At 31.9% G+C, this 24,019-nt stretch carries 21 protein-coding genes; 7 read left to right on the top strand and 14 right to left on the bottom strand.

Annotation, left to right across the window (positions count from 1 at the left end; all coding sequences use genetic code 11):
- Nucleotides 1-123 precede the first annotated feature (123 nt).
- Nucleotides 124-2,508 carry a GAF domain-containing protein gene (locus tag ACN0WY_RS08855; RefSeq protein WP_417800132.1) on the top strand — a complete coding sequence of 795 codons (2,385 nt, stop codon included), beginning with the start codon at nucleotides 124-126 and terminating at the stop codon, nucleotides 2,506-2,508.
- Here the strand turns inward: ACN0WY_RS08855 and ACN0WY_RS08850 are convergent, their stop codons facing one another.
- On the bottom strand, nucleotides 2,509-3,741 hold the full coding sequence (locus tag ACN0WY_RS08850) for a Pycsar system effector family protein (RefSeq protein ID WP_417800131.1): 1,233 nt from the start codon (nucleotides 3,739-3,741) through the stop codon (nucleotides 2,509-2,511).
- A gap of 97 nt (nucleotides 3,742-3,838) precedes the next feature.
- Here ACN0WY_RS08850 and ACN0WY_RS08845 point away from each other — a divergent pair, with 97 nt between their 5' ends.
- The 4 genes from ACN0WY_RS08845 (at nucleotide 3,839) to ACN0WY_RS08830 (ending at nucleotide 9,549) form a co-directional block, all read left to right on the top strand.
- On the top strand, nucleotides 3,839-4,858 hold the full coding sequence (locus tag ACN0WY_RS08845) for an XdhC family protein (protein WP_417800130.1): 1,020 nt from the start codon (nucleotides 3,839-3,841) through the stop codon (nucleotides 4,856-4,858).
- 4 nt (nucleotides 4,859-4,862) lie between these two features.
- On the top strand, nucleotides 4,863-5,447 hold the full coding sequence (locus ACN0WY_RS08840) for a nucleotidyltransferase family protein (protein ID WP_417800129.1): 585 nt from the start codon (nucleotides 4,863-4,865) through the stop codon (nucleotides 5,445-5,447).
- Nucleotides 5,448-5,513: 66 nt separating this feature from the next.
- Complete coding sequence (locus ACN0WY_RS08835) at nucleotides 5,514-9,152, top strand: ShlB/FhaC/HecB family hemolysin secretion/activation protein (RefSeq protein WP_417800128.1); 3,639 nt, start codon at nucleotides 5,514-5,516, stop codon at nucleotides 9,150-9,152.
- A 13-nt stretch (nucleotides 9,153-9,165) separates the two neighbouring features.
- Complete coding sequence (locus ACN0WY_RS08830; RefSeq protein ID WP_417800127.1) at nucleotides 9,166-9,549, top strand: DUF423 domain-containing protein; 384 nt, start codon at nucleotides 9,166-9,168, stop codon at nucleotides 9,547-9,549.
- A 42-nt stretch (nucleotides 9,550-9,591) separates the two neighbouring features.
- Here the strand turns inward: ACN0WY_RS08830 and ACN0WY_RS08825 are convergent, their stop codons facing one another.
- The 6 genes from ACN0WY_RS08825 to ACN0WY_RS08800 form a co-directional block, all read right to left on the bottom strand.
- On the bottom strand, nucleotides 9,592-11,082 hold the full coding sequence (locus ACN0WY_RS08825; RefSeq protein WP_417800126.1) for a M48 family metallopeptidase: 1,491 nt from the start codon (nucleotides 11,080-11,082) through the stop codon (nucleotides 9,592-9,594).
- A gap of 12 nt (nucleotides 11,083-11,094) precedes the next feature.
- Nucleotides 11,095-12,255, bottom strand: coding sequence for a DUF6882 domain-containing protein (locus ACN0WY_RS08820; RefSeq protein ID WP_417800125.1), 1,161 nt, complete (start codon nucleotides 12,253-12,255; stop codon nucleotides 11,095-11,097).
- A gap of 20 nt (nucleotides 12,256-12,275) precedes the next feature.
- Entirely contained in the window at nucleotides 12,276-12,917 is a 642-nt protein-coding gene (locus ACN0WY_RS08815) for a hypothetical protein (RefSeq protein WP_417800124.1), read from the bottom strand.
- 33 nt (nucleotides 12,918-12,950) lie between these two features.
- Nucleotides 12,951-13,361 (bottom strand): hypothetical protein, encoded by a 411-nt coding sequence (locus ACN0WY_RS08810; protein WP_417800123.1) that lies wholly within the window; start codon nucleotides 13,359-13,361, stop codon nucleotides 12,951-12,953.
- 91 nt (nucleotides 13,362-13,452) lie between these two features.
- Entirely contained in the window at nucleotides 13,453-14,202 is a 750-nt protein-coding gene (locus ACN0WY_RS08805; protein ID WP_330487667.1) for a LytTR family DNA-binding domain-containing protein, read from the bottom strand.
- Between the two features lies 1 nt (nucleotide 14,203).
- Nucleotides 14,204-16,039 carry a tetratricopeptide repeat protein gene (locus ACN0WY_RS08800; RefSeq protein WP_417800122.1) on the bottom strand — a complete coding sequence of 612 codons (1,836 nt, stop codon included), beginning with the start codon at nucleotides 16,037-16,039 and terminating at the stop codon, nucleotides 14,204-14,206.
- Nucleotides 16,040-16,204: 165 nt separating this feature from the next.
- On the opposite strand from ACN0WY_RS08800, the gene ACN0WY_RS08795 reads away from it, so the two are divergent.
- The gene (locus tag ACN0WY_RS08795; RefSeq protein WP_417800121.1) at nucleotides 16,205-16,657 is read left to right on the top strand and encodes a hypothetical protein; all 453 of its coding nucleotides are present in this window, start codon (nucleotides 16,205-16,207) and stop codon (nucleotides 16,655-16,657) included.
- Between the two features lie 74 nt (nucleotides 16,658-16,731).
- On the opposite strand, the gene ACN0WY_RS08790 is transcribed toward ACN0WY_RS08795, so the two are convergent.
- The 6 genes from ACN0WY_RS08790 to ACN0WY_RS08765 all read right to left on the bottom strand — a co-directional run bounded on the left by ACN0WY_RS08790 (nucleotide 16,732) and on the right by ACN0WY_RS08765 (nucleotide 20,958).
- Entirely contained in the window at nucleotides 16,732-17,586 is an 855-nt protein-coding gene (locus ACN0WY_RS08790; protein WP_417800120.1) for a hypothetical protein, read from the bottom strand.
- Between the two features lie 114 nt (nucleotides 17,587-17,700).
- Nucleotides 17,701-18,120, bottom strand: coding sequence for a hypothetical protein (locus tag ACN0WY_RS08785; RefSeq protein WP_417800119.1), 420 nt, complete (start codon nucleotides 18,118-18,120; stop codon nucleotides 17,701-17,703).
- Between the two features lie 4 nt (nucleotides 18,121-18,124).
- The gene (locus ACN0WY_RS08780; RefSeq protein ID WP_417800118.1) at nucleotides 18,125-18,646 is read right to left on the bottom strand and encodes a hypothetical protein; all 522 of its coding nucleotides are present in this window, start codon (nucleotides 18,644-18,646) and stop codon (nucleotides 18,125-18,127) included.
- Nucleotides 18,647-18,667: 21 nt separating this feature from the next.
- Nucleotides 18,668-19,057 carry a hypothetical protein gene (locus tag ACN0WY_RS08775; RefSeq protein ID WP_417800117.1) on the bottom strand — a complete coding sequence of 130 codons (390 nt, stop codon included), beginning with the start codon at nucleotides 19,055-19,057 and terminating at the stop codon, nucleotides 18,668-18,670.
- A 19-nt stretch (nucleotides 19,058-19,076) separates the two neighbouring features.
- Nucleotides 19,077-19,463 (bottom strand): hypothetical protein, encoded by a 387-nt coding sequence (locus ACN0WY_RS08770; protein ID WP_125065893.1) that lies wholly within the window; start codon nucleotides 19,461-19,463, stop codon nucleotides 19,077-19,079.
- Nucleotides 19,420-20,958, bottom strand: a complete 1,539-nt coding sequence (locus ACN0WY_RS08765) for a hypothetical protein (RefSeq protein WP_417800116.1) — start codon at nucleotides 20,956-20,958, stop codon at nucleotides 19,420-19,422. The genes ACN0WY_RS08770 and ACN0WY_RS08765 overlap by 44 nt, the downstream gene beginning before the upstream one ends.
- Nucleotides 20,959-21,258: 300 nt before the next feature.
- On the opposite strand from ACN0WY_RS08765, the gene ACN0WY_RS08760 reads away from it, so the two are divergent.
- Nucleotides 21,259-21,990 carry a DUF6261 family protein gene (locus tag ACN0WY_RS08760; protein WP_417800115.1) on the top strand — a complete coding sequence of 244 codons (732 nt, stop codon included), beginning with the start codon at nucleotides 21,259-21,261 and terminating at the stop codon, nucleotides 21,988-21,990.
- A gap of 259 nt (nucleotides 21,991-22,249) precedes the next feature.
- Here the strand turns inward: ACN0WY_RS08760 and ACN0WY_RS08755 are convergent, their stop codons facing one another.
- Nucleotides 22,250-23,953, bottom strand: a complete 1,704-nt coding sequence (locus ACN0WY_RS08755; RefSeq protein WP_417800114.1) for an alkaline phosphatase D family protein — start codon at nucleotides 23,951-23,953, stop codon at nucleotides 22,250-22,252.
- Nucleotides 23,954-24,019 lie beyond the last annotated feature (66 nt).

Below are 24,019 nucleotides of genomic sequence, written 5' to 3'. Positions count from 1 at the left end.
ATAATTTAGTTGGTACTTACGTTAACACCATCGACAAAACTATTTTTTTTGAAAGGGCATCCTAATAAAAACGACTACCTGTCTACAATTTTGTAACTTTGTACAGATTCATTTCTTTACTCTATGAACATTCGACGAACAAAAGACATTCAAAATATAGAGCTTCCTTTTAAACTTAAAATAAGCTTTGAAAAAATTGTTGCTTTATTTCAAAAATATGCAGCCAAAGAGTATGAAAAACATCCATACCATGAATCTTCTATAAATATAGTTCGAGAAGCAAAAAAAGCTCCTGAGTTAATAGATGGTTTTTCAGACGAATCTATATTAGAAAAACACAAGGACACTATTGAAATGTTACTTGAACCATTATTTCCCGAATTGTTATTAGAAAATGAAATTAAAGCAATAAGTATTCCTTTCACTTTTACTTCTTTTAAATTCACCTCCCGATTTGAAAAAATTTTACAAAACGCTGGTGATGATTACGAATTAAAAGTTCGAAATTTTGAAAGCGATTTAATGTATAAATATGCTTGTAGCATCATATTAACAGATGTATACAACTACTCTATCGACATAAAACGTCCTTTTTATTTTGATATTCCTGATAAAACAACCAATACTGTAAAAAAATATCGTGCAGCTTTTAATGCGGACTTCATGGAGATTTATCCGACCGAAAGTGCGCCAAAAATAACGGAAGAAGACATTAAGTTTTTACTTGACAACTTTGATGATATTCACGCTTGGAAAGAAAAATTCCCTCCTGAATCCTACATTTTTAAAGGCTTTGGGATAATGAATTTATTTGATGTTACAACCGATGAAATTATTTCTGAGATAAGAACCAGTCTTATAAAAAAAGACGATGATCTGGTTAGTACACTACAAGAAATATTTCAAAGGTTTTTTGGGATAAATGACTTGTCTCTAGGGTTTTCTATTTTTGAAACCGACTCTAACAACTTTTCTTCTTCACACATTAATAAAGAAGAAAGCCTTGTTCTAAATTATGAGAAAGATGTTTCATGCGATTGTATTTTTTGTAATTATATTTTAGAAAAACTTTTCATTAATAACGAAACCCTTGCTATTTCTGATGTAGATAAATATGGCAACCAAACCGAGAATAAAAATTTTTACCAACGTTTAAAAGACAAAAACATTGGTAGTATTATTTTAGTTCCCATACAAGCATCCTCCAAAAATAGCTTAGCAATTATTGAGTTTGCCTCTCCCAGACCTTTTGAGTTAAACTCCATCAATCAAAATAAATTACAAGACTTGATTCCGCTATTTAAAATTGCGGTTGATCGTTTTTCTGAAGAACATCAAAACATACTTGAGGCTACAATTCAGGAAAATTACACCTCAATTCACCCAACAGTAAAATGGCGTTTTTACGAAGCAGCTGAACGATTTCATAGAGAGTCATATGAGGCGAAAGAAAAAGTTAAAATTGAGAATATCATTTTTCCAGATGTGTATCCGTTATACGGTCAATCAGACATTAAAGGATCATCTATTGCCAGAAATACAGCAATTAAAGAAGATTTAACCACGCAGTTGTCTTTAGCAATTTCTGTCTTATTGGAAGCCTGCAAAGTTGAAAACCTTCCTATTTATAAAGAATTGCGATTTAGAATTGAAGAATATTTGTCTGAAGTAAAAAAAGGGTTAAAAGCTGGTGATGAAATAGCTATTTTAGACTTTTTAAAACGTGAGATTTATCCTGCATTTAATCATATAAAAAAGGTTAACAACGATTTAAGCACTTTAGTTGAGTCTTATATCAGCCGTTTAGATCCTGACTTACAAGTAGTATACGAAAAAAGAAAAGACTACGAAGATAGTGTTACACTCCTAAATGATAAATTGGCTTCTTTCATCGACGCTAGACAAGAAGAGGCACAACAAATGTTCCCTCATTATTTTGAACGTTATAAAACAGATGGTGTTGAATACAACATGTACATAGGACAATCGTTAACAAAAGAAAAAAAATACGACGACTTGTACTTATACAACCTCAGACTATGGCAATTACAAGTAATGTGTGAAATGGAAAACGTAGCCTTAAAAGCTGCCGAAAAAATGGAACACAAACTTAGAGTAGCTTCGTTAATTTTAGTCCACAGCACTCCATTAGCCATAAAATTTAGAATGGATGAAAAGCAGTTTGACGTTGATGGTGCCTATAATATTAGATACGAAATAATAAAAAAACGTATTGATAAAGCTCATATAAAAGGAACCGAAGAGCGCTTAACTGTTCCTGGTAAAATAGCAATTGTGTACTCTCAAGACAAAGATGCTGAAGAATATTACAAGTACATTAAATATTTACAATCTAAAAAATTACTAGGCAGCGTAGAAAAACTAGATATTGAAGATTTACAAGGTGTTTCAGGATTAAAAGCACTGCGTGCAGAAGTTATCTACAATAAAAATTTTGAGACTCAAAAAACGATGACTATCGATGAACTCATTCAAGAGTTTAAATAGCTATTGCAATAACATGGAAACAACTTCTCCTGCTTTTGCTCCTTGTTCTTGCACGTAAAATGCAACTGCAAACGAAATTACACTTACTAAAATACCAATCATAAAAACGGTATAGGTAATTCGTAATAACTTGTACTTTCTATTTAAAACCAACCCTAAAAAATATAAATCTTTGGTAAGAGAACCATATAAATAATCACGGTCTTTCATCATTTCGCTCATGGCCCAATCAAAATCTGGCAATTGCATTTGATGAAAATTCCCAAAGAATAGTAGGTTTACTTTTTTATTCGCTACATCCTCTTTAGTAAACTTCCCCTCAGTAACATTGGGCCTTGTTGCCAACACCGATAAGACTATAGATACTACAGTGAAAAACACAAAAACTACGGTAGGGGCAATCAAATAATGATTGGACGGATTGTCTAATTTTGGAATTAACGTAGATAATGTCATCGAAATAATAATCGCATTTACAGATAGTAAAATATTTGCCTTTGTATCGGCAATATCACTCAACGTAATATGATTACGAAGCGCTACACGAAACATCGTTTCAATACCTCGCTCTGGTAACTCAATCTTATTTTTTTTGTACGCTAACTCTTCTTTTTTCTGCTTCAACTTAGCTTCTTCTTGTGTCTGCTTTTGTTTCTTTTTTAAAAGCTGTGCTATATTTTTACTCTTTTGTTTTTCCCAAAGTTTAGAAGCTTTACTGGTATAAAAACGGTGCTTTGTTAAAAAATCAAGATTAGAATCATCCCATTCATCTGTTTTTATTTTTTTATTGCCTGTTAACTCTCTTTCTTTACGTAATAACTCATTAAAATCGGTATAATTTTTACTACCCACATGAGAACAATCAGCATCTCTCAAAACTTTTTCCAATTCAGTTACAGGTTTAGCTCCCATTTTTGTTGAAGCTATTAATTTAGAGACTTCATCAATAACACCTTCTTTAACCTCTTTATTTTTTAAGAAATCAGTAGCTATTTTTATACTTTCCTCTTCATGATTGTCAGGGTTAACCGTATATCCAACATCGTGAAACCATCCTGCTAGTGTTAAAGCTTGTATTTGTTCTTCTGAAAAATTTTCTCCTTCAATTAACTCAAGTGATTTTTCAACTACTCGTTGCGTGTGAGCTATATTGTGATATACAAAGTGCTTATCTAATTTCTCACTCAGCAAATCAATTACAAACTGCTCTGTTTCTTGTATCAAACTATTCATGAAAAAGGTTTTTGCTAAAATAATAAATTATTAAGCAGTATTAATTTTTAATAAAGTGATAAAAAAGCGTACTTTTAAAAGAGTTTTTTTACACAAAATGACGCACGAACTTAAAGAAATAATACAACAGGCAACTATAAACCAACAACAAGGCATACAAAATGTGTTAGCAACAGTTGTAGATTTAGATGGCTCTTCATATAGAAAACCAGGAGTTAGAATGCTACTATCTTCAGACGGAAAAATAATTGGAGCTATTAGCGGAGGCTGTGTTGAAAAAGAAGTACAACGTAGAGCACAATCGGTTTTTGAAAACAACAAACCTAAAGTAATAACCTATGATGGTCGTTATCGTTTAGGCTGCGAGGGAATATTATATGTTCTTTTAGAGCCTTTTTACCTTTCAACTGAGTTCATTCATGCTTTCTCAGAAAACAGCATTCAAAGAAAACCGTATAACATCACATCTTATTTTCAAAAAGAAGATGAAGCATACGGAAATTTCGGTTCTACCATTCAATTTAACAACCAACAAAGATTTTCTTTCAACAAAGATTTTTATCCTGAAAAAACAGACCATTTAACTACTTTTAAACAAACCTTACAACCACTATTTCGCCTGCTTATTATTGGCGGCGAACACGATGCTGTAAAACTATGTATGCAAGCAACTCAATTAGGATGGGAAGTTGATGTAGTTACTTCCATTAAAGATCCAAAAGAGTTAGCCGATTTTCCTGGGGCTAAATCGGTAGTTGCACAAACTCCAGAGGTAATTCAGCTTTCTCATGTAAATAACAATACTGCAGTTGTTATTATGAATCATAATTTTACATACGATTTACGTTGGTTGATTAAGTTACAGGAGCAAAACCCTGTTTATGTAGGTATTTTAGGTGCTGCCAAACGACGAGAAAAACTATTTAACGAACTATTTGAATTTTCGCCCGATATTACTGATGAATTTTTAGATAAAATTCATACCCCAGCCGGTTTAAACATTGGGGCAGAAACCCCAGAAGAGATTGCTTTGTCAATCTTAGCAGAAATATTATCGGTAATTCGTAACAAGGAAGTATTTTCTCTAAAAAAGATTACTGGACGAATCCACAATTAATACAATGCAAAAAACAGCAATTCTCATATTAGCTGCAGGCAGTGCTTCCCGAATGGGAAAAATGAAACAATTACTTCCTTACAAAAACACTACCTTACTAGAATGGGCAATTGAACAAGCTCAAAAATCAATAGTTAAAAATGTATTTTGTGTATTAGGAGCCCATAAGGAAGCGATTGAAAAACAACTTACAACAAAACCTATTGAAGTCATTTACAACCCTAATTATAAAAACGGATTAAGTACTAGCATTGTAGAAGGAATTAATCTTTTACAAAAACATAACTTTGACAATGCTCTAATAATGCTAGCAGATCAACCTCATGTTACTTCTGAATACTTGAACTCGTTGATTGAAACTTCAAAAAAGAACCCTTCCAACATAATTGCTTCTAGTTATCAAGAAAGTGCTGGAGTCCCTGCCGTATTCCCAAAGAACTATTTTAATGAGTTATTAAATTTAAAAGGAGATAAAGGTGCAAAGAGTTTTCTATTACAACATAACGATGATGTTATTAAAGTAAATTCTCATCAAAACTTACTAGATATTGACACTCCTGAAGATTATCAGCATTTGCTAAAGCAATAGTTTTAGCTTAAAAAGCCTTATTTTTACATAACCAAAAAATAAAACATGAACTTAACCAAGTTTTGCATGTATCTAGCTATAATTACCATAGTTAGTGCTTGCGCATCCTATAAAGCTAAGTACGCAGATAAAGTCTCTCCAAAAACAATTCAAACAGGTAAAGAATTAATGCATTCTTTCTATTTAATTGGAGATGCTGGTAATGCCGAAATGGGACAAACTACCCCTACACTAACCTACTTTCAAAAAGAGTTAGCTAAAGCTACTAAAAATGCAACTACCCTGTTTTTAGGAGACAATATATATCCATACGGAATACCCAATAAAGAACATAAAGATAGAGCCTTAGCTGAACATCGTTTACAAACACAAATTGATGCCTTGCAAGACTTTAAAGGAAAAACAATTTTTATTCCTGGAAATCACGATTGGTATAATGGTGTTGATGGTTTAAAACGTCAAGAAAAAATGGTTGAAAAAGCGTTAGGTAAAGACTCTTTTTTGCCTGAAGGAGGCTGTGGATTGGACAAAGTTGAAATTAACGAAGACCTTAGCTTAATTCTTATTGATAGCCGTTGGTTTATTATGGATTGGGACAAAGAACCTAAAATGAACGACAATTGTGATATTAAAACTCGTGAACGTTTTATTCAAGAGCTCTCTAGTTTATTTAAGAAAAACAGGTATAAAAATGTAGTAGTTGCTGTACATCACCCATTATATAGTAATGGACCTCATGGGGGAAGCTTCTCAGTAAAAGACCACCTAAAACCAGCACCAATTTTGGGTACGTTGAAAAATGCGCTACGCTCTCATGCAGGAATTCAAACGGATATTTTTAATAAAAACTACAGTGATTTTATTACTCAAATACAAGCAGTATCTAATGATTTTACAGACAATATTGTATTCGTTTCTGGTCACGATCATAACTTACAATACATAGAGCAAGACGGATTTAAACAAGTAATTAGCGGTTCGGGTTCAAAACAATCAGCTGCTTTAGTTGGTTATGGCGCTCAGTTTACTTATGGTAATCACGGATATGCTAAATTAAATTACTACAAAGATGGTTCAGCTGTTATTGAATACTATGCTGCCAATACCAAAGATGGTCACAAACTTTTATTCAGTAAAGAAATTGTAAAACCACAACAAACCAAAATCTATTCAAACTTTCCTGAATATGAAGAGCATAAGAAGTTTGTAACAACCTCTATTTATCCTCCAGAATCTACAGACGTTAGTGGTTTTTACAAATTTATGTGGGGGGATTTAAACAGAGATAAATACGGAAAAACAGTAAAAGTTCCTGTACTAGAATTAGAAAATGTTTATGGAGGTTTAACTCCTATCAGAAGAGGTGGTGGTAACCAAACCAATTCATTGCGATTAGAAAATCCTGAAGGTAAACAGTATGTTTTACGTTCAATGATAAAAGACGGAAGTCGTATTATGGGAGGTATTTTAAAAGGAACCTTTTTAGTTGATGTGGTTCAAGATATTTTTACCATGTCGCATCCATACGCTGCTTTTGTACTTCCTGATATGGCAGAAGCTGTAAACATTTACCACACTAATCCAAAACTGTATTACATGCCAAAACAACCTGCTTTAGGTAAGTACAATGATATTTTTGGAGGGCAATTATACCTGTTGGAAGAACGACCTGCTGGTGACCGTAGTGAATTAGACAACTTTGGAAACTCTGATGCTATTATTAGCACATTTGATGTGTTAGAAAAAATTAGAAAAAACGGTAACCATTCAATCGACCAAGAATGGGTAGTTCGTTCGCGTTTGTTTGATATGGTAATTGGTGATTGGGATAGGCACGAAGACCAATGGCGTTGGGCCTCTTTTAAAACTGAAGATGGTAAAACCTTTTACCGTCCTATTCCTAGAGATAGAGACCAACCGTTTTCTAAGTTTGATGGAGTTATGATTCCTCTATTTCAGCAATTTGCCCCCTTAGTGAAAAACATGCAAACTTTTAATAATGACATTAAAAACATGAAGTGGTACAATAACTATGCTCGCTTCTTTGATGCTGCCTTTTTAAATCAATTAACACTTGATGATTGGAATAAACAAGCTGAATATATTCAACAACATTTAACCGATGAAGTAATTGAACAATCAATTCAACAATTACCAAAGGTTATTTATGATATTGATGGAAAAGAAACCATTGCTAAAATTAAAGCTCGAAGAGATCAATTAAAAAAAATCGCTAACCGTTATTATACCAAACTAAACAAAGTTGTACATGTAGTTGGTACAGATAAAGACGATAAATTCATCATCAAACGTTTAAATGATGAGGAAACTAGTGTTGTTGTTTTTAGAAAAGAAAATGAAATCTATAACCGTGTTTTCAAAACAAAAGAAACGAAAGAAATACAGCTTTACGGTTTAAATGGAGATGATGAGTTTTTAATTTCTGGTGAGGTACATGATGGAATTTTACTACGAATTATAGGGGGTCAAAATCACGATGTGTATACCGATAAATCATCGGTTGCAGGCTGGGGGAAGAAAACTAAAATCTACGATTTTACATCTAAAAAAAACACGATAAATCCAAGTTCTGAAACTGCAGATGTACGTTCTGATAGTTATTTTAAAAACACCTATGACGCGCACGACATTAACAACAATACAACTATTGTTTTCCCTAGCTTAGGTAGCAACCCGGATGATGGTTTCTTTTTTGGTGCTTCGGTAACCTATACACAACAAGGCTTTAAAAAACGTCCTTTTGCAAGTCAACATATTTTAGCAGCAAACTATTACTCTGCAACAAGTGGATATGATTTAGAGTACAATGGTGAATTTACTGAGCTGATTGGGAATTGGAGCTTGCATTTACGTGCCAAAGCTACTAGCGATAATTATTCTTTTAATTTCTTCGGATGGGGGAATGAAAGTATTTATGACCAAAGTTTCAATTTGGATCATTACCGTGTTAAAAAAGAAGAAATTAGCTTTTCTCCTTCGTTATTAAAACGATTACGTGGAGGAAGTATTTTTAAAATTTCAGGTCTTTTTGAAGCTATTGAGATTGAAGACACACCTGGTAGATTTATCAATAATTTTGACAAGCAACCTACGGCTATTTTTGATACTAATTATTTTTGGGGAGGTGAATTAAATTTTAATCACAACCGAGTAGACAATAGTAGTTTTCCTACCAAAGGTATGAACTTCGATTTAGCTGTTGGGGCTAAAGCCAACTTAGACGATTTTGACAGACGTTTTGGTTATATTAAAAGTTCTTTAGCTATGTATCAAAACCTAGTGTTCAACCGTTCCTTAGTTTTTGCTTCTGAAGTGGGAACTCAAATTAATGTAGGAAATCGTTTTGAAGTTTACCAAGCAGCTACTTTAGGTGGTGAACGTAGTTTACGCGGATTTAATAGAGAACGTTTTTCTGGAACTCAAAGTTTTTATCACAGTAACGATTTACGTTTGCGTTTTGGACGCATTCGTACAGGAATTATTCCTATAAAAATTGGTGTTACTGGCGGTTTTGATTACGGTCGTGTATGGTCTCCGTATTCTCCAAATTCAAAAAAATGGCATACCAGCTATGGTGGTTCTTTTTGGCTAAGCGGAATCGATTTATTCACTGCAAATATTTCATACTTTAGAGGAACTTCACAAGAGGACAGAGTAGCTTTTAGTATTGGTTTTTCTTTTTAATTCTTAAAAAAATATGGCACAACAAATTGTATTAATTACAGGCGCTTTATTTGGTATGTTCGCTGTAATTTTTGGTGCTTTTGGAGCACATGCTTTACAAAAAATTTTAAATAAAGAGCAATTAAAATCATTTGAAACGGGTGTAAAATATCAAATGTATCATGCACTCGTTTTATTATTCGTTGGAAGTTATTTTGATGTAGCTAGTTCAGCAATATATTACGCTTTTGTAATTGGAATTATACTATTTTCCTTTAGCATTTATGGTTTAGTTTTATCTGACGCAAAAGGTAAAAAAATGACCTTTTTAGGTCCTATTACTCCTTTAGGTGGTTTACTACTAATTGTCGGATGGGTACTTTTAATATATAACATAAGCCAAACCATACACGGTTAACATGTATGGTTTAGCTAACATGGATAAACAAAAATAAGATGGTTAGTCAACACCTTGGGCGTCACTGATAATTCTATCAATAAATTCAGTTTTTATATATAATTGTCTTGCTAAGTTGTACAATACCTCTACTTCAGCAGCATCTATGCTTCCATCCGCATAAGAAATAATAGATAAATCTCTTAGAATATTTAATTTTTGCATCACAGAAATTACAATATCCAACTCTTTTGCTAGCGCTATAATCTCATCAATAATATCTTGCTCTGTTAATCCTTTAATCGTTAACATACACTGAGCAAAAACCGATGGAGACACCACACTACTCAACGCCTGTATTTCAGAATCATCCACAACTCCATCTGCCTTTGAAATCATATAACCACCTAAGAACATAAAACGTTGGATTTTTTCTGAATGTTCAGTTTCATTTCCTAAATCTTCTGGTTCCATTAACGACATAATTCGTTGTATTTCTAGCTCCATCGCCTCTTCTGTTATTTCTCCATTAATTTCAGGATTGAATAACTCATACGTTTTACTCTTATTGAATAGCTCTAATGCTTTAATACGAAGTGGGCTAAATGGATGACTACTATACCAGTCTGACGGATCGTGTGTATCATCATTTAACACTTCTTCTAAATCTGAAAACTGATTGATATACTCGTTTAGTTTAAAGTCTAAAGAATCAGAAGTTACTCCAGACGATAGCTTAAAGAATGTTCTTGCTGCTGCTTCAAAACTCTTACAGCATAGTAAACCAGCTCTATCGGCACTAATTTCAGCGTTACGATTCCACGCATATAACTTCATCGCATGAATCGGCGCTAAATCGTTTGCGCCTTCGTCTAAAATATGTTTTACTGGATAATTGAAATGCTCAAATAAAACATGTCCTATTTCATGACCAATAACAAAAGCTAACTCATCTTTACTAAAACGTTCTAAAATTCCTGAAGTTAAAATAATATACAGTTTATCTTCATCTGGCGGATAACATGATGCGTTGAATTTATCTTCTTGATACACAAAAAACTCTATATCTGCCTTTAATTTCAATACCTCTTTACAATGCTCTCCTATTTCATGAAGTACGGGAGCTAACATTTTTGTTAATCGTAAACTTGATTTCAACAAATGTCTTCTCGATTTAAAAACCGGGTTATTTTCTTTTATTCTTTCCAACGTTTTTTGAATCAACTCATCTTCCTGAAACTCTAAAACATAATCACGATCTCCGTCATACACCAACGCATTTAAATCAATATCTGCTCTCGAGTTATCATATACCTCTTGAATATTCTCTGTTACATTTTTAAGGTTCAACTCGTTAATTTCTTCAATACGTTTAGTGTATTGTTCTGCTAATTCTTTAGCTAGGTTTTGGAAATGAACACTTGCTTGATGAATTAAATCGTTGTCACCATTCTGTTGTGCAAGATTCAAATCTTCCATCATCTTATTTTGCGCTTGCGTTAACGCATCTTGATGTTCTTTTTCTAATTCTGATAATGTGGTAGATTGATACATACTTTTTCTTTTTTAAGCTCCTACAGGAACTGTTGAGTTAGACAATTTTAATAACCTTCCTTTTAGGTCAAAAATTCCTAAAATTTGATCCTCTCCTTTTTTTGCAACGATATTATTTCCTGACACCTCAACCTCATATCCTTTTTGAACTAAGTAGCAAAACAATGCGTGCTTGTGTTCAAAATCCATACGAGTTGTTGTTTTTGAAAAATGCGAACAAATTAAAGCAGGAATGTTTATCTCTTTTTCATCAACCATATCCGTATATAATAATACATACACAGTAAGTCCTTTAAAAGGTAATGGTGCATAACAACTTGCCTGATTAACTCCTGTTGCTACGAATGAGAAATAATGTCCTGGATCGTGTTCTGTTTCTATTTTTGAGGAAAGTAAGTCTTCTATTCCATGGCGTTCTCCTAGAGCTTTCATTTGTAATGAAGCTTCTAAAAATTGTTCTGGAATACCACTTTGTTTATTTGCCCAAGCCCATAACCATGATTTTTCATTGTGAGAATATGTTCCTAATACCTGCATTTTAAAGCTAAGATCACCATAGGTTACCGTTCCCTGAAGCATATCACAATTCCAAGGTAAATCCTCAACAATATCTGCTAAGTTATCTTGCTTTTCAAAAGCTAAAGCTACGTATTGATTGTGCAACTGAGGTAAGCTCAACTTTATTGTGTTATCTACCTTTCCTCCTACAATATTATTCGGATTTTCTGTACTCTCAACACTGGCTTCACTTCCTGCAAATTCTTCTAAATGAGTTTCTAAAAGGTGTACAATTCTTTCTGTTTTCTCTTCCACCTTATCAGCATTCATAATTGGGCTGTGATTAATGGTTAACACCCCATCTACAAAAGTGATTGCTCTTTCTAAGTTATGTTCGTTATTTTCATTAACTATCCTTACTTCTTTTAATCCATTCTTTAGCAACTCTCCCCCAATTTCATCAATGTTTACAGCTTTGATTGCTTCAATTAACGGTTGAAAATATATTTTTGGAAACGTATCATTGTAAAGATGCGAAAACTTATCTTCTACCAGTGTATCCCATGCTATGTTTAGTGATACGTTAAACCCTGCTTTATTGTTTATTTCCGCTTCTAATGCTGGAAACGATTCGTTTTTAAATGTTTGAACTGCTCTTTTTTCTTTAAGACCCATTTTTTAATAATTTTATTATTCTACAATACTTTTTCTATCTTTTCAATAAAAAGATGCTCTAATTCTTTTGGCAATACTTTAGTAATTACAACACCAATTTTCAACACACTTCCTTCTTTACTTACTTGTAATGTTTCTGTGTTAGTAATAGCAATAGTTTTTATTTCTTTCCATGCTACTAACCCCATTTCATCTTCTACTATTCGTTGTTTTGCTTTTAATAAGCTTGTAATAACATCTTTACAGTTTAATCGAGCATTTGCTTCTTGTAATACTAACTTTTCAAATGATAAGTTAATCGTTGCCTCTAACAACGATTCTTGCTCAAGAGTCCATCTTTTTAATTGTAAAGTACTAATAGGCTCCTCTCCTAACGGACGACTAATGTTTCCTTTGGATAATGAAACTGCTATTTTTTTAGGATGCCTAATTCGTAAAACAGATACTTCTTGAAGATCGAAAAACAACACTTCTTGTTCTTCGGTTCTCATACATACAAATGTTTGGTATTCTTCTTTAGTGATATCTACCACAAAACCTTCTATATAAAGTCCGTTTTTTAGTGATAAGGCAACTTTTAATTGCTTCTTATCACTAAACATGCTATGAATTATAGCTGCTGGCGATTGTGCTTTAAATTGATTGATATAATCTGTTTCCATAGCAATATTTACTTTTTGTTATAGATTACTAGACTATAAATTGTTCTCTAATAAATTAATAAGCACATCTGTTCTGTCTTGAACTTTATCTGCATTTAAAATTGGGCTATGGTTTACTTGCAAAACTCCTTCTTCAAAAGTATAAGCATGCATTGGATTATGGTGGTTATCTTTGTTGGTAATAACCACTTTCTTTAACGATTCTGACAAGGCTTCTTTCCCCATATCATCAGTTGTTATGGCAGAAAAGGCATCGATAAGTGGTTGGAAATAAATTTTAGGATAACTGTCATCATACAAGTGTAAAAACTTATCCTCAAACATGGTATCCCACGCTACATCAATTGTTACATCAAAACCTGCTGCATGGTTTATTTGCTCTTTTAATGCAGGAAATTTTTCTTCTTGAAAAGCTTTTGTAAATCTTTTTTCTTTAAGTCCCATATGATTGTTTTTTAAGGTTACTTTCTATTATTTACCTCAAAATTATAGGGAACTTTAGTACTCTTTTAATGAGTTTTATATGTGTTACTTTCTATTTTGTATTCGTATTAAAATTTTCTAAAAACTGTTTTAAATACGTTTTTTTTCTTGATGATAAAGGAACGTTTTCACCACTTGATAACTTAACTGTATTGGCACTTACGGAAGCTAAATATTTTATATTAATTAAGTGAGATTGGTGTACTCTTGCAAAGGCATGGGTACTTAAAATATTTTCGTAATACTTTAAGTTCCGAGCACTCATTATTTTTTTATCTGTAGTATAAAAAAGCGTATAACTTCCGTCTGATTGGCAACGTACAATATCATCTACATGTAAAAAATGTTGCTCTTCGGTCGTTTTAATAAGCAATGTTTTTTGAGCCTCTTTTTTATCAAACTCGTTTATTTTACTTAGTGCTTGTGTGTACTTTTTCTCTTTTTCAAAGTCCGCTCTAAAACGTTCTATGCAAGCATTCAATTCGTCAGAATCTATAGGTTTTAATAAGTAATCTACTGTATCAAACTTAATTGCTTTTATAGCAAACTCATCGTATGCCGTGGTAAATATCATTTTAAAATTTATGCTTTCTAAGGCTTCTAATATTTGAAAAGCATTTCCTCCAATCAACTCAATATCTATAAATACCAAGTCTAAATTATTGTTGCTCAAAAAAGCTATAGCTTCATCTACATTATCAATTTTAGCTACAATTTCTATATCTTTTTGCGTGTATTGCAACAGTTTTGTTAATGTATTTAGTGCATTAAACTCATCTTCTATTATAGCAGCTTTTATCATTTTATACCTTTAATTTAAATACAACTTTTGTTCCTGAAGGATTTCCTTCTTTGTCATGCAAATCTTCTATGGTAAAAGATTTTTCTTCTCCTTTATTTCTTATCTGTAGTCTTTCAATAAAAATATCGGTAGCGTGTAAATCTTTTGCTATTTTTTCTTGACTCTTTTTTTGCTTTCTTCCTACTCCATTATCTTCAATTTCAAAAAGCAGTTCTTCTCCTTTTTTTCGAATGTTTAGGTTCAACATTCCTCCTGATTTCTTTTCTTTTAAGCCATATTCAATAGCATTTTCAACAAAAGGTTGCAATAGCATTGGAGGTACTTTTTCTTGTTTTGTATCACAGTTTTCAGAAATATTGATCTGATAATTAAAACTATTATTAAAACGCAATTGCTGGGTATCCATGTAGTTAGAAATCATAGCTAGTTCTTCTTCTAAACTAATTTCTTCTTTTCGAACATACTCAAAATTTTGTCGAATGAGTTTTGAGAACTTAGCTATATAGTTTGAAGACCTTACAGGATTTCCTTCTAACGTAATGTTTTGAATCGCCGCTAAGGTATTGAATATAAAATGCGGATTCATTTGAGCTCTCAGCAAACGTTGTTCTAGTTTAGAAGCTTTGTTAGCTGCTCTTAACTTGTTATTATATCCTATAAACAGGGCTGTAATTAGGATGAGTACTAACGATACAATTACACTAATTCCTAACCACCAATTTTGTTTGTTTATTTCTTTCTGATGGGTTAATGCTATTTCTTTCTCTTTAACTTTATAGTTTACATTGGCAAAATAAAGAAGTTTTTGGTTTTGCTTTTTACTCTTCACCACCTCTATACTATCTCGTATTATTTGATGGTTCAATGCTTTTTGATACTGTTTTTTAAGAATCGCTATTGATATTAGCTTATCTCGTATTTCTACTTCTTCTGAAAGGTTATTTTTACTCTTATAAATTGACATTGCTTTGTTGTAATTTACCGCTGCCGAATCTAGCTTATTGGTTATCAAAAAAAGGGCTCCTAAACCTTTGTATGGAGCTCCATTAATTGTTTTAATTTTTTGGTTAAGCTTTACTGCTCCTCGTAAAAACTTTTCTGCTTCGTCAAAACGTTTTGCTTCCAAATACGTGTATCCAATATTATTAAGAACGCTGACTATCGTTTTAGGGTCTTTCGCTGACTCACCCAAAGCCAAAGCGTCCGAAAACTGTTTTAATGCTTTGTTATATTGTTTTAACTTCAAATACACTCCTGCAATGTTACTTTTTATTGCTATGATTGAATTAGGATCGTTTGGGTCAGTAAACAATTCTTCACATCTTTTTATATACAACAATGCTTTTTCATAGTCTTTTAAAATAAAGTGAAGGTTGAATAGTTGATTATTTGCCTTAGCCTGCAATCTGGTATTTTTTATTTTCTTACCTATTTCTAAAGCTTCCAACGCATACTTTTGAGCATCTTCTAACTCATTTAGCTTCATACAGGTGGCGCTTAATGTTATTAAGCTTCTTCCTTTATTATAATCGTCTTTTAGTTTTGTAAATAACCTATGCGTTTCTAAGTGTATGTTTTTTGCCTCTATTAACTTATCGTTTAGGTAACATAGTTCTCCTTTGCTAAACAATAGTAAAGCCCTGTTTTTAGAATTTTGTTTCTTTTCTAGTAAACTATCTATTTTTCTTAGCCCTTCTTTTGGTTTTTGCTGAGAAATACTATCGATAGCGTGTAAATACGCTTGTAAATCTTTATCTACATCATTTCTTTTACAGGCTGAAAAAATTAAAAAGGCGCAGGCGATATATAAAAAGTAGTTTCTTTTAAACAATAGCATTTTTTGTAAGTAATTAGCCAACTAAAATAATTATATATTTTCATTCCACCTCCTTATCCATCACTTTAACAAAACGTTTATAAAATAATAGCCTGCGTTTATAAAACACCCAAAAATGAAATCGCAATTTCTATGATATTTGGCTAAAAAATTAACTAATTAATAATGAGTACAGTTGAAACTATAGAAGAAGTTATTAAAACAGGATCTTGTGATTTAACAAGTTTTGAAAAGATTGAGGAAATTTCTAAACCTAAAGTTAGTATTGATGGAGCCTACCTTTTAATTTATAATTGGCCCGACGACCCTAGTGGAGCGAACACTACTATCCACGTTGGTCTTACCTATTTATTTATACATAACGATCAAGAATACAAAGCTATTACAAGAACAAAGTTTTATGATTTTGATATTGCTAAGTTTGAAAACTTACCTAAAAAATACTTTATAACCGAATACCATCAATTGGTAGAGCAAGCTTTGATATTATCTAAACAAAAAATAGAAGAAAAATTTGAAGAACCTTTAAGTTCTATTATTCCGTTTAGTTTTAGCCGAGAAGATTCTATTTTATTAGCTATAAATGCGGGCTATTCTAGACAGATTGATTACGTATAGGCACCCAAACTAGGTGTTGATGATTCCCCTAACTCTCTCAGTTATCAATGTGCATACATTGGTAACTGATTTTTTTAATCCTTTAATACAAATTCATACAGTTTACTGCTTCCTATTTTGTCAGCTTCCTCTGTTATATAAAGAGTTCTTTCATCTTTAAAAGTAACGCCTTCTTTTTGAGATATATGATTAAATGTATGTTCTTTTACGTCTCCACTAAAAAAATCGTCTCCGTTAAAATTGGTAAATACTAATACCGATTGATGTGTTAGCAAAACCACTTTTTGTTTATCTGGCGATATCGTTGCTGCTGTAATTGCACAATGTATGTCATCACAGTTTGTATACTCAGCTATATACTTAGCTGTATACTCTCCTTTTGTAGCTGGAACTTTGTACAGCATTGTTTTTCCGTACTTATTTTTAACCCTACTTTTTGTAAAAATGTAAAGAAATCCATCTTTATAAATTAAAGATTCTGCATCAAAAAAACGGTCTTTCTTTTTAGGCGGAAAGTTGGTTTGATTGGGATATGAAAACTTTATTTTTTCCACCTCTATATTCTCTCCATTTACTAAATCTTCTTCCTTAATTTTTAGAATTACTAAGTTCTTTCTTTTGTTATTATTGTTACCAAAATCGGCGATGTATATGTTTCCATCGTCATCAGAAGTTATGTCTTCCCAATCGTGATTCTTTACTTGTAACACTCTTTTTTGTAATATCTTACCTTGGGTACTAACTTTAAATAATTTAGCAGCATTCCCACTATCGTTATGCATCCATAGTATATTTAAGTCATTGCTTTTCTCTACTCCAGAAACTTCTTTTAAATCTCCTGACAGGTACGACACTAACTTCAGTTGCCCATAATTGGTACAACTGGTAATTAATAAAATGGTTAATAATAAGAGAACTAGCTTTTTCATATTGGAGTATTTATGTTAACAAAGATAACCCTAAATACAATAAATAAGTAAACGATCTGCCTTGCTATATAATAGCATAAAAAAGGGAGTGAAAAGTCACTCCCTTTTTTATGCTTAATCAACTATTGGTCTTTTATCTTCTTTTAAATAGGCATCAATAACAATTGAATCCCCTCTTTTAACAAAAAACTTATCAACTTTTACTGTATGCCTTCTTATATATGAAATTTCTACATCAAAATAGTTATCTGTATTAGGTGTAACAACTAAAGGTTTAACTTTGTTTTTTTTATCAAAGTCCATAAAAAAAACCACATTATTTACATATACTATCCCTGCTAACTCTTTTTTCATCTCAAAATCATAAGCATTGATAACAATACTTGAAAAATCAGTTTGCTTAGATTTGAATTTTTCTAATTTATATGTTTTATCTACTATATCATTACGAACTGATTTACATGAAATCACACTACTAACTAATAATAAACTAACACTTAGTACTTTTAACACCACTTTTATTGAATCTTTCATTTTTTTACTCTATCCAAACTGAATTAGCACAAATAGTTTCCCATTCTCCATTTACTTTTTGTAGTAATTTAAACTCTCCTCCATATGTTTGAGTGGAATAATAGATAGCCATAGTATTATTTCTAAATAAAATAGGCATGGAAATAAATGAGGTTTTAAAGCGTATCTTTTTTTCAGTCGTTTTATCTTTAAGATTAGGAAATAATTTATCTATTCTCTGAACAGAAACACTTTTGACTTTTTGTTTTAAAAAAGCCACTTCTTCTTTAGGTATTTTAACTGGAGAGTCAACACCATTGCTACATAAATAAAACTCTAAATATTTATTTTCTATGTACGATTCTATAGATATATCTCCTTCTTTAATTATTGTCTTATAATAAATATTTCCACTTGATTTTTTTAAAATATAACTTAAAACTTCATGCTCATTACTTACTTTATTGATTGTACTCTTTTTTGAAGAACAACTAGTTATAAAAATTACAACAATTATTATTTTAAGGACATTTTGTGCTTTTGGCATTACTATTGGCTTGTTATATTATTAATCTATTATATCATCATTTTTTAAATACGCCTTAATTATAATTGAATCTTTTTTCACAACTTTTACTTTCTTTATTCTATTGCTTTTACTACCAACAAAATGAAATGAAATGTCAAATTCATTCTCTGGCTTTACATCAAGTGCTATTGGAGAAAAGTCGTTATTCTCATATTTAAAATTAACATACACATTGTTTATCTCCGCAAAACCTCCAATCTTTTCTTTAGAATTATAATCATAAGCTTCTAAGGTTAACGTAGTACTCTTATTAGATTTTAATCTTTTTATACTGAAGAGTTCATCATTAACTAAAACATTTTTTGAAGTCTTACAACAATAAAAGCTTAGTAATAAGCTAACACTTAGTGCTTTTAATATGTTTTTCATTTTCTATAAACATCATAAATTAATCTACAATATTTTCGTCTGGTAAGTGAGCTTTGACGACTATAGAATCTTTTTCTTTAATAAGAAGTTTTATATCTATGCTTTGCTTACTTGGATAAAGTATTGACAAGTTATGTTTTCCTAACCCCAAACTAAATACTGTACCTTCTAGATATACATTATTAATTACTTTGGTTGATGGTAATAACAGTTCTTTTTTAATATTATCATAAGTTTTTACTGTTACTCCAGTAAAAAGACCTTTAGATTTATATCTTTCTATTTTATAGTTTTTATTGTTTGTATTATATTCTTTAGATGTTTTACATGATGTTATACAACAATAAAAGGTAAGTAGCAAACTAACACTTAGTGCTTTTTGCATTACTATTTGCAAGTCTTTCATTTTTTATTATATTTTGAATTTTTGTTTTATCTGAATTACTTAAACTTTGGTAGGCACTAGACGACTCTAAACCAGCCCAAGATAAGGCTTTATAATAATCCATAGGTTGTTGATGGTTATCATACGACGAAAGAGAATAAGCTAAAGCTTCTACATATTGACTTATAAATTTGTGCTCTGTTAAATTTCCTGCATTTGTTGGATTTGATTTAGTGTAAAAGTTTTGATATTTTTTTAAAACAGTTGTCATTATAGACCCTGGGTTTTCCCTCACAACGTAATGAATATATGCGTGGAAACTTTCGTGTATAACCGTTTTGGCTATAAATAACTTTGTGGCATCTTTTACTAAGTCGGTATCTAAGGTAATATCAAAACCATTGGTGTTGCCACTTACACCAGAACCTATGTTATTTAATTGCCCTATATTAAAAGTTAAGTTATAAGTTTGAGAATGGTCAAACAAATCTAACACCATTTGCGACAAATGTCCCATACCTTCTAAATCAGGCACCAAAGCACCTTTCATATCTTTTTCTTGTAAGGCTTTTATAATAGCACTTACGCAAGGGTTGTTGGTGTTGTCTATAATAGCGTCATCTATAGGAACACATTCTCCATCGTAGGTTACATCGTCATACCCTGGTCCACAATCCATAAGTATTTGTTGTCTCATGTATTCTGATTTGTAAACAGCGTCTCCTGTATCGGGAGTATCACAAGAAAAACTTGTATAGGTATATGTTTGTGTTGTTGAGCCTAAATATATTGATTTATAAGGTACATCTGCTACCATCACACTTCCCTCTATAACGTTACCGCTTGAATCCACCCTATAAGATGCTTTGTAATAGTCTTTATAATGGTGTGTCGTTTCATGAATATACAAGATTGAAGGAACCTCTGTACAGGGTTGAACTCTTGCTTGGAAACTCCCTTCCTCTTTGGCTTTTTGTAAGGTGTTTCTTTTTACAGGCAGATAATTCTCTTGGCTTGCTTTGATTAAATATCCTTCTATAAAAGCTTCTGAGTTTTCTAACTTTCCCTTTTCATTAAAATACCTAAACGAACCTGAAAAAGCTCCTAAATTAATAAAGTCTTCGGGAAACTTTGTTAAACTATAATCGTATGCCCTAACTTCTATATACTTTATTACAACTGTATTGTTTTCTTTGTAGGCTACTACATAAAAAATTGGACTACCAAAATTTTCAGAAGTATTATTTAAAGGAGCGATTAGTGCTGTTTTAAATTCATAAAACTCTATATCGTTACTTTTAACAATGTTGTAGTTATTCCAATCTACTGTTAAGTTATCTTTCGTATAAGGTAAGTCTATTAAATCTGTATTTACTTTGCTTTTGACTTTGCTTATAAAGTTATTTTGTGTTTCTAACAAAGGCTCCTTTTCACAATTCCATAACACTAAAAGAAAGCTTACTAAAAAGATTCCTATTCTTAAGTGTTTAGAGATATCACTACTTCTTTTTTTCATGATATATAAGTTTAAAGCTAGTTACAATTGCATTTAAAGGTACCTCTTTATTGTTTTTTCCACAATAAGGGGTTCCCCTAATTGTAATGAATTCTTCTCAGGGATACCCCTGAGTTTTCTTTAACATTTTAACCTAAAAACCTAGTGTACTACTTCGTGAAAATTTAAAAATCTGCTCAGTTAATAAACTTTAACAATTGTTAACTTTTTTAAAAACTTTTATACTCTTAAATTGCTAATGCTATGAAAGTTACCAAGTCACTTTCTATAAATATTTAGTATTAATTAAAAAATTAGCCTATGAACAATCCGTATTTAAATCAGTATCGTAACGGTGAATATCTACAATACATGAAAGATATTTTACAACTTGTAAACTTACAAGACATTGATGCGTTAGCATTAACAAACCCCACTAACGAATTAACAACTCTTGTTAATCGTATTGATTCTTTGTACCAACAAGTACAAGGTAACAGCTTAACACAAGAAATTATAGCCCTTGACACTAGAAGAGATAAAGCTATTACAGGAATCAAAACACTTGTAAGTGCTTATGTTAACCACTTTAATGAAGCCACAGTTAATGCCGCCAACGCACTACTTACTACTATAAATACCTATGGCACTGATATCGCTCGTAAAAGCTATCAAGAACAAACCGCTATATTAGACAGTATTCGTAAAGATTTTGAAACGGAGTCTGAGCTTATTCAAGCCATTTCTTTGCTTAAAATCACTCCTTGGCTTACTGAACTAAAAGATGCCAATACCGAGTTTTCTACTAAGTATATTGAGCATATAGGAGAACCAGCAACTACTCCTGAAAATAATATTGAAGAATTACGTATTGAAACTACTCTTGCTTACAGAAAACTTGTATTACACATTGAAGCACATGCTACACTCTCAGGTAACAAACGATACCCTGCTTTAATTAATGAAATCAATCTATTGACAAAACAATATAATTTAGCCGTAAATACTAGGTCTAAATCTAGTATTTCTACGACTGAAAAGGTACAACATTAGTCCCTTTTGTATTTCTTTTACAGCATATAAAAAAGGCTCCTGAATAACTCAGAAGCCTTTTAATGTATCGGTAATTCTGTGTAAACTTTGTGTGAAATTTGTCAATTCGAGTGAATTTTGCGGGTAAAAACCCATAAAATTAGTATCGAGAATAAAATTTTACAATTTAAATTGTTGTTCTCGATACGATTTTCTATCGAAAATAACTCGAACAGACATTCTTTTGGCAAAACTTCAAAATACACAACAGGTTATGCAATTATAAGGTTACAGTTTTTCCTATACTATTTGAGTAGGTTTTGTTGGTAACGGTATCTACAAAGTTCCAGTCAGTTTGTATACCTGCTGCTGTTACTCTAAGTTTCATATATCCTCTTTGAGAAAAATTACTGTATTGTAAATCGTCTATTAACAAGCCTAATGCTGCTTCCAATTCTGTTGCAGATGCTCCTAAATAGGTTTCTAACCCTGGTGATGATACCGAACTTGTAGCTACCTCTACTGCTACTTTTTCTCCTGAATTATCTTTTAAATCGCTATACCACGCATTGTGAGTATCTCCTGCCAGCACTACTACATTTTTACTTTTAAAGCTTGCTAAAATACGTTCTCTTTCCATAAAATAACCATCCCAAGCATCTAAGTTATATGGTAGTACCGTTTCTATTCTTGCTTTCTCTTCTGCTGTTAACGTAGGGTCGTTTTGTAAAGCTCTTGTTTTAATCGTTACCAGCTCTGTTATAGAGGTTTTAAATAGATTAAACGTTGCTTCACTTGCTGATCCTGTAGCAGATACTTCTGCCAATAGTTTTGCTAAAAGTGTTAGTAGTTCAGCAGGAATTAACATTTTTCCCATTAAAACTTGCTGCCCTATTAGTTGCCATGTACTATTGCTAGCTGCAAGTTCACTTTCTAACCATCCTAATTGGGTAGTTCCTAAAAGTGTGCGTTGCGGATCTAACCATGCTTGCTGAAAAGCTACTGCATCAAATACTCCTTTTTCATTATAAAATGCTGAATATTCTAACTGCTTATCTCTTCCAATAATACGCGTATCTAGCATAATTAAATCTACCAAATTTCCCATTTTCAAGTTTCTGTAAATAATTGAGTTATCTACCAGATTTGTCATATTAGGTAAATATTCACTGTATGCTTTTAATGCACGTTGTTTTCTTGAAACAAAGCTTCCTTCATCTTCTTGATGGTTTTCAGCTCCGTCTTTATACGTATCGTTTGCCACCTCATGATCGTCCCAAACACAAATAAAAGGTTTTCTTCTGTGCAATTCTTTTAATTGCTCGTCTGAACGGTATTGACGGTAACGAGTACGATAATCTTCTAACGAAATAATTTCTCCTTTAGGCTCAGGTGTTCTAAACGAACCATAAGTTTTTTCGCCATATTCATAGATATAATCTCCTAGATGGATGACAACATCTGCATCCGATTTTTTTATCTCTTCATATACGTTAAAATAACCGTAGGCAAAGTTTGCACAAGATGCTACTGCTAACGTTACTTCGCTTATTGATTCGCTGAACGTTAGGGTTTCTCCTACTGGTGATGTTGCTTTTTCGTCAACACTTACAAAACGATAGTATAGTTTTTGTCCCGCATCTAAGTCTTTAATTTCAACAGCTACAGTAAAATCTCTTGAAGCATCGGTAGTTACTTCTGCTTGACGAACAACTTCTTTGAAATTTTTGTCTTTTGCGAGTTGCCAAATTAAGGTAACTGAAGTATTTTTGGTACTATAACGAGTCCAGATGATAACTTGTGAGTTTGTGGGGTCAAAACTAGCAACGCCTTGCTCAAAGTTTTTCTCTGCTAAGTTATCTGGAATTGGTAATTCATCAATATCATCATCTTTACAACTGATAAAATTAGGGACTAAAAGTAATCCTCCAGTGGCTAATAATGAGTTTCTTAAAAAGCTTCTTCTTTTAATGTTAGTCTTCATACGTAAGGGTCATTTAATTTCCTTGCATAAGTACCATTTCAAGATTGCTTTAACGTTAACTAACCT

The sequence above is a fragment of the Tenacibaculum sp. genome (assembly GCF_048269885.1).
Classification (GTDB): domain Bacteria; phylum Bacteroidota; class Bacteroidia; order Flavobacteriales; family Flavobacteriaceae; genus Polaribacter.
The sequence above is the reverse complement of the archived record's forward strand: the minus strand, read 5'-3'. Positions and strand labels throughout refer to the sequence as shown.

Bases quoted from the DNA above. Each gene is read 5' to 3' on its own strand.
- ACN0WY_RS08855 (WP_417800132.1), top strand. From the start codon at position 124: ATGAACATTCGACGAACAAAAGACATTCAAAATATAGAGCTTCCTTTT.
- ACN0WY_RS08770 (WP_125065893.1), bottom strand. From the start codon at position 19,463: ATGAAAGACTTGCAAATAGTAATGCAAAAAGCACTAAGTGTTAGTTTG.
- ACN0WY_RS08835 (WP_417800128.1), top strand. From the start codon at position 5,514: ATGTATCTAGCTATAATTACCATAGTTAGTGCTTGCGCATCCTATAAA.
- ACN0WY_RS08825 (WP_417800126.1), bottom strand. From the start codon at position 11,082: ATGTATCAATCTACCACATTATCAGAATTAGAAAAAGAACATCAAGAT.
- ACN0WY_RS08775 (WP_417800117.1), bottom strand. From the start codon at position 19,057: ATGAAAAACATATTAAAAGCACTAAGTGTTAGCTTATTACTAAGCTTT.
- ACN0WY_RS08760 (WP_417800115.1), top strand. From the start codon at position 21,259: ATGAACAATCCGTATTTAAATCAGTATCGTAACGGTGAATATCTACAA.
- ACN0WY_RS08780 (WP_417800118.1), bottom strand. From the start codon at position 18,646: ATGCCAAAAGCACAAAATGTCCTTAAAATAATAATTGTTGTAATTTTT.
- ACN0WY_RS08845 (WP_417800130.1), top strand. From the start codon at position 3,839: ATGACGCACGAACTTAAAGAAATAATACAACAGGCAACTATAAACCAA.
- ACN0WY_RS08765 (WP_417800116.1), bottom strand. From the start codon at position 20,958: ATGAAAAAAAGAAGTAGTGATATCTCTAAACACTTAAGAATAGGAATC.
- ACN0WY_RS08800 (WP_417800122.1), bottom strand. From the start codon at position 16,039: ATGCTATTGTTTAAAAGAAACTACTTTTTATATATCGCCTGCGCCTTT.
- ACN0WY_RS08850 (WP_417800131.1), bottom strand. From the start codon at position 3,741: ATGAATAGTTTGATACAAGAAACAGAGCAGTTTGTAATTGATTTGCTG.
- ACN0WY_RS08815 (WP_417800124.1), bottom strand. From the start codon at position 12,917: ATGGAAACAGATTATATCAATCAATTTAAAGCACAATCGCCAGCAGCT.
- ACN0WY_RS08840 (WP_417800129.1), top strand. From the start codon at position 4,863: ATGCAAAAAACAGCAATTCTCATATTAGCTGCAGGCAGTGCTTCCCGA.
- ACN0WY_RS08790 (WP_417800120.1), bottom strand. From the start codon at position 17,586: ATGAAAAAGCTAGTTCTCTTATTATTAACCATTTTATTAATTACCAGT.
- ACN0WY_RS08795 (WP_417800121.1), top strand. From the start codon at position 16,205: ATGAGTACAGTTGAAACTATAGAAGAAGTTATTAAAACAGGATCTTGT.
- ACN0WY_RS08805 (WP_330487667.1), bottom strand. From the start codon at position 14,202: ATGATAAAAGCTGCTATAATAGAAGATGAGTTTAATGCACTAAATACA.
- ACN0WY_RS08755 (WP_417800114.1), bottom strand. From the start codon at position 23,953: ATGAAGACTAACATTAAAAGAAGAAGCTTTTTAAGAAACTCATTATTA.
- ACN0WY_RS08830 (WP_417800127.1), top strand. From the start codon at position 9,166: ATGGCACAACAAATTGTATTAATTACAGGCGCTTTATTTGGTATGTTC.
- ACN0WY_RS08820 (WP_417800125.1), bottom strand. From the start codon at position 12,255: ATGGGTCTTAAAGAAAAAAGAGCAGTTCAAACATTTAAAAACGAATCG.
- ACN0WY_RS08785 (WP_417800119.1), bottom strand. From the start codon at position 18,120: ATGAAAGATTCAATAAAAGTGGTGTTAAAAGTACTAAGTGTTAGTTTA.
- ACN0WY_RS08810 (WP_417800123.1), bottom strand. From the start codon at position 13,361: ATGGGACTTAAAGAAAAAAGATTTACAAAAGCTTTTCAAGAAGAAAAA.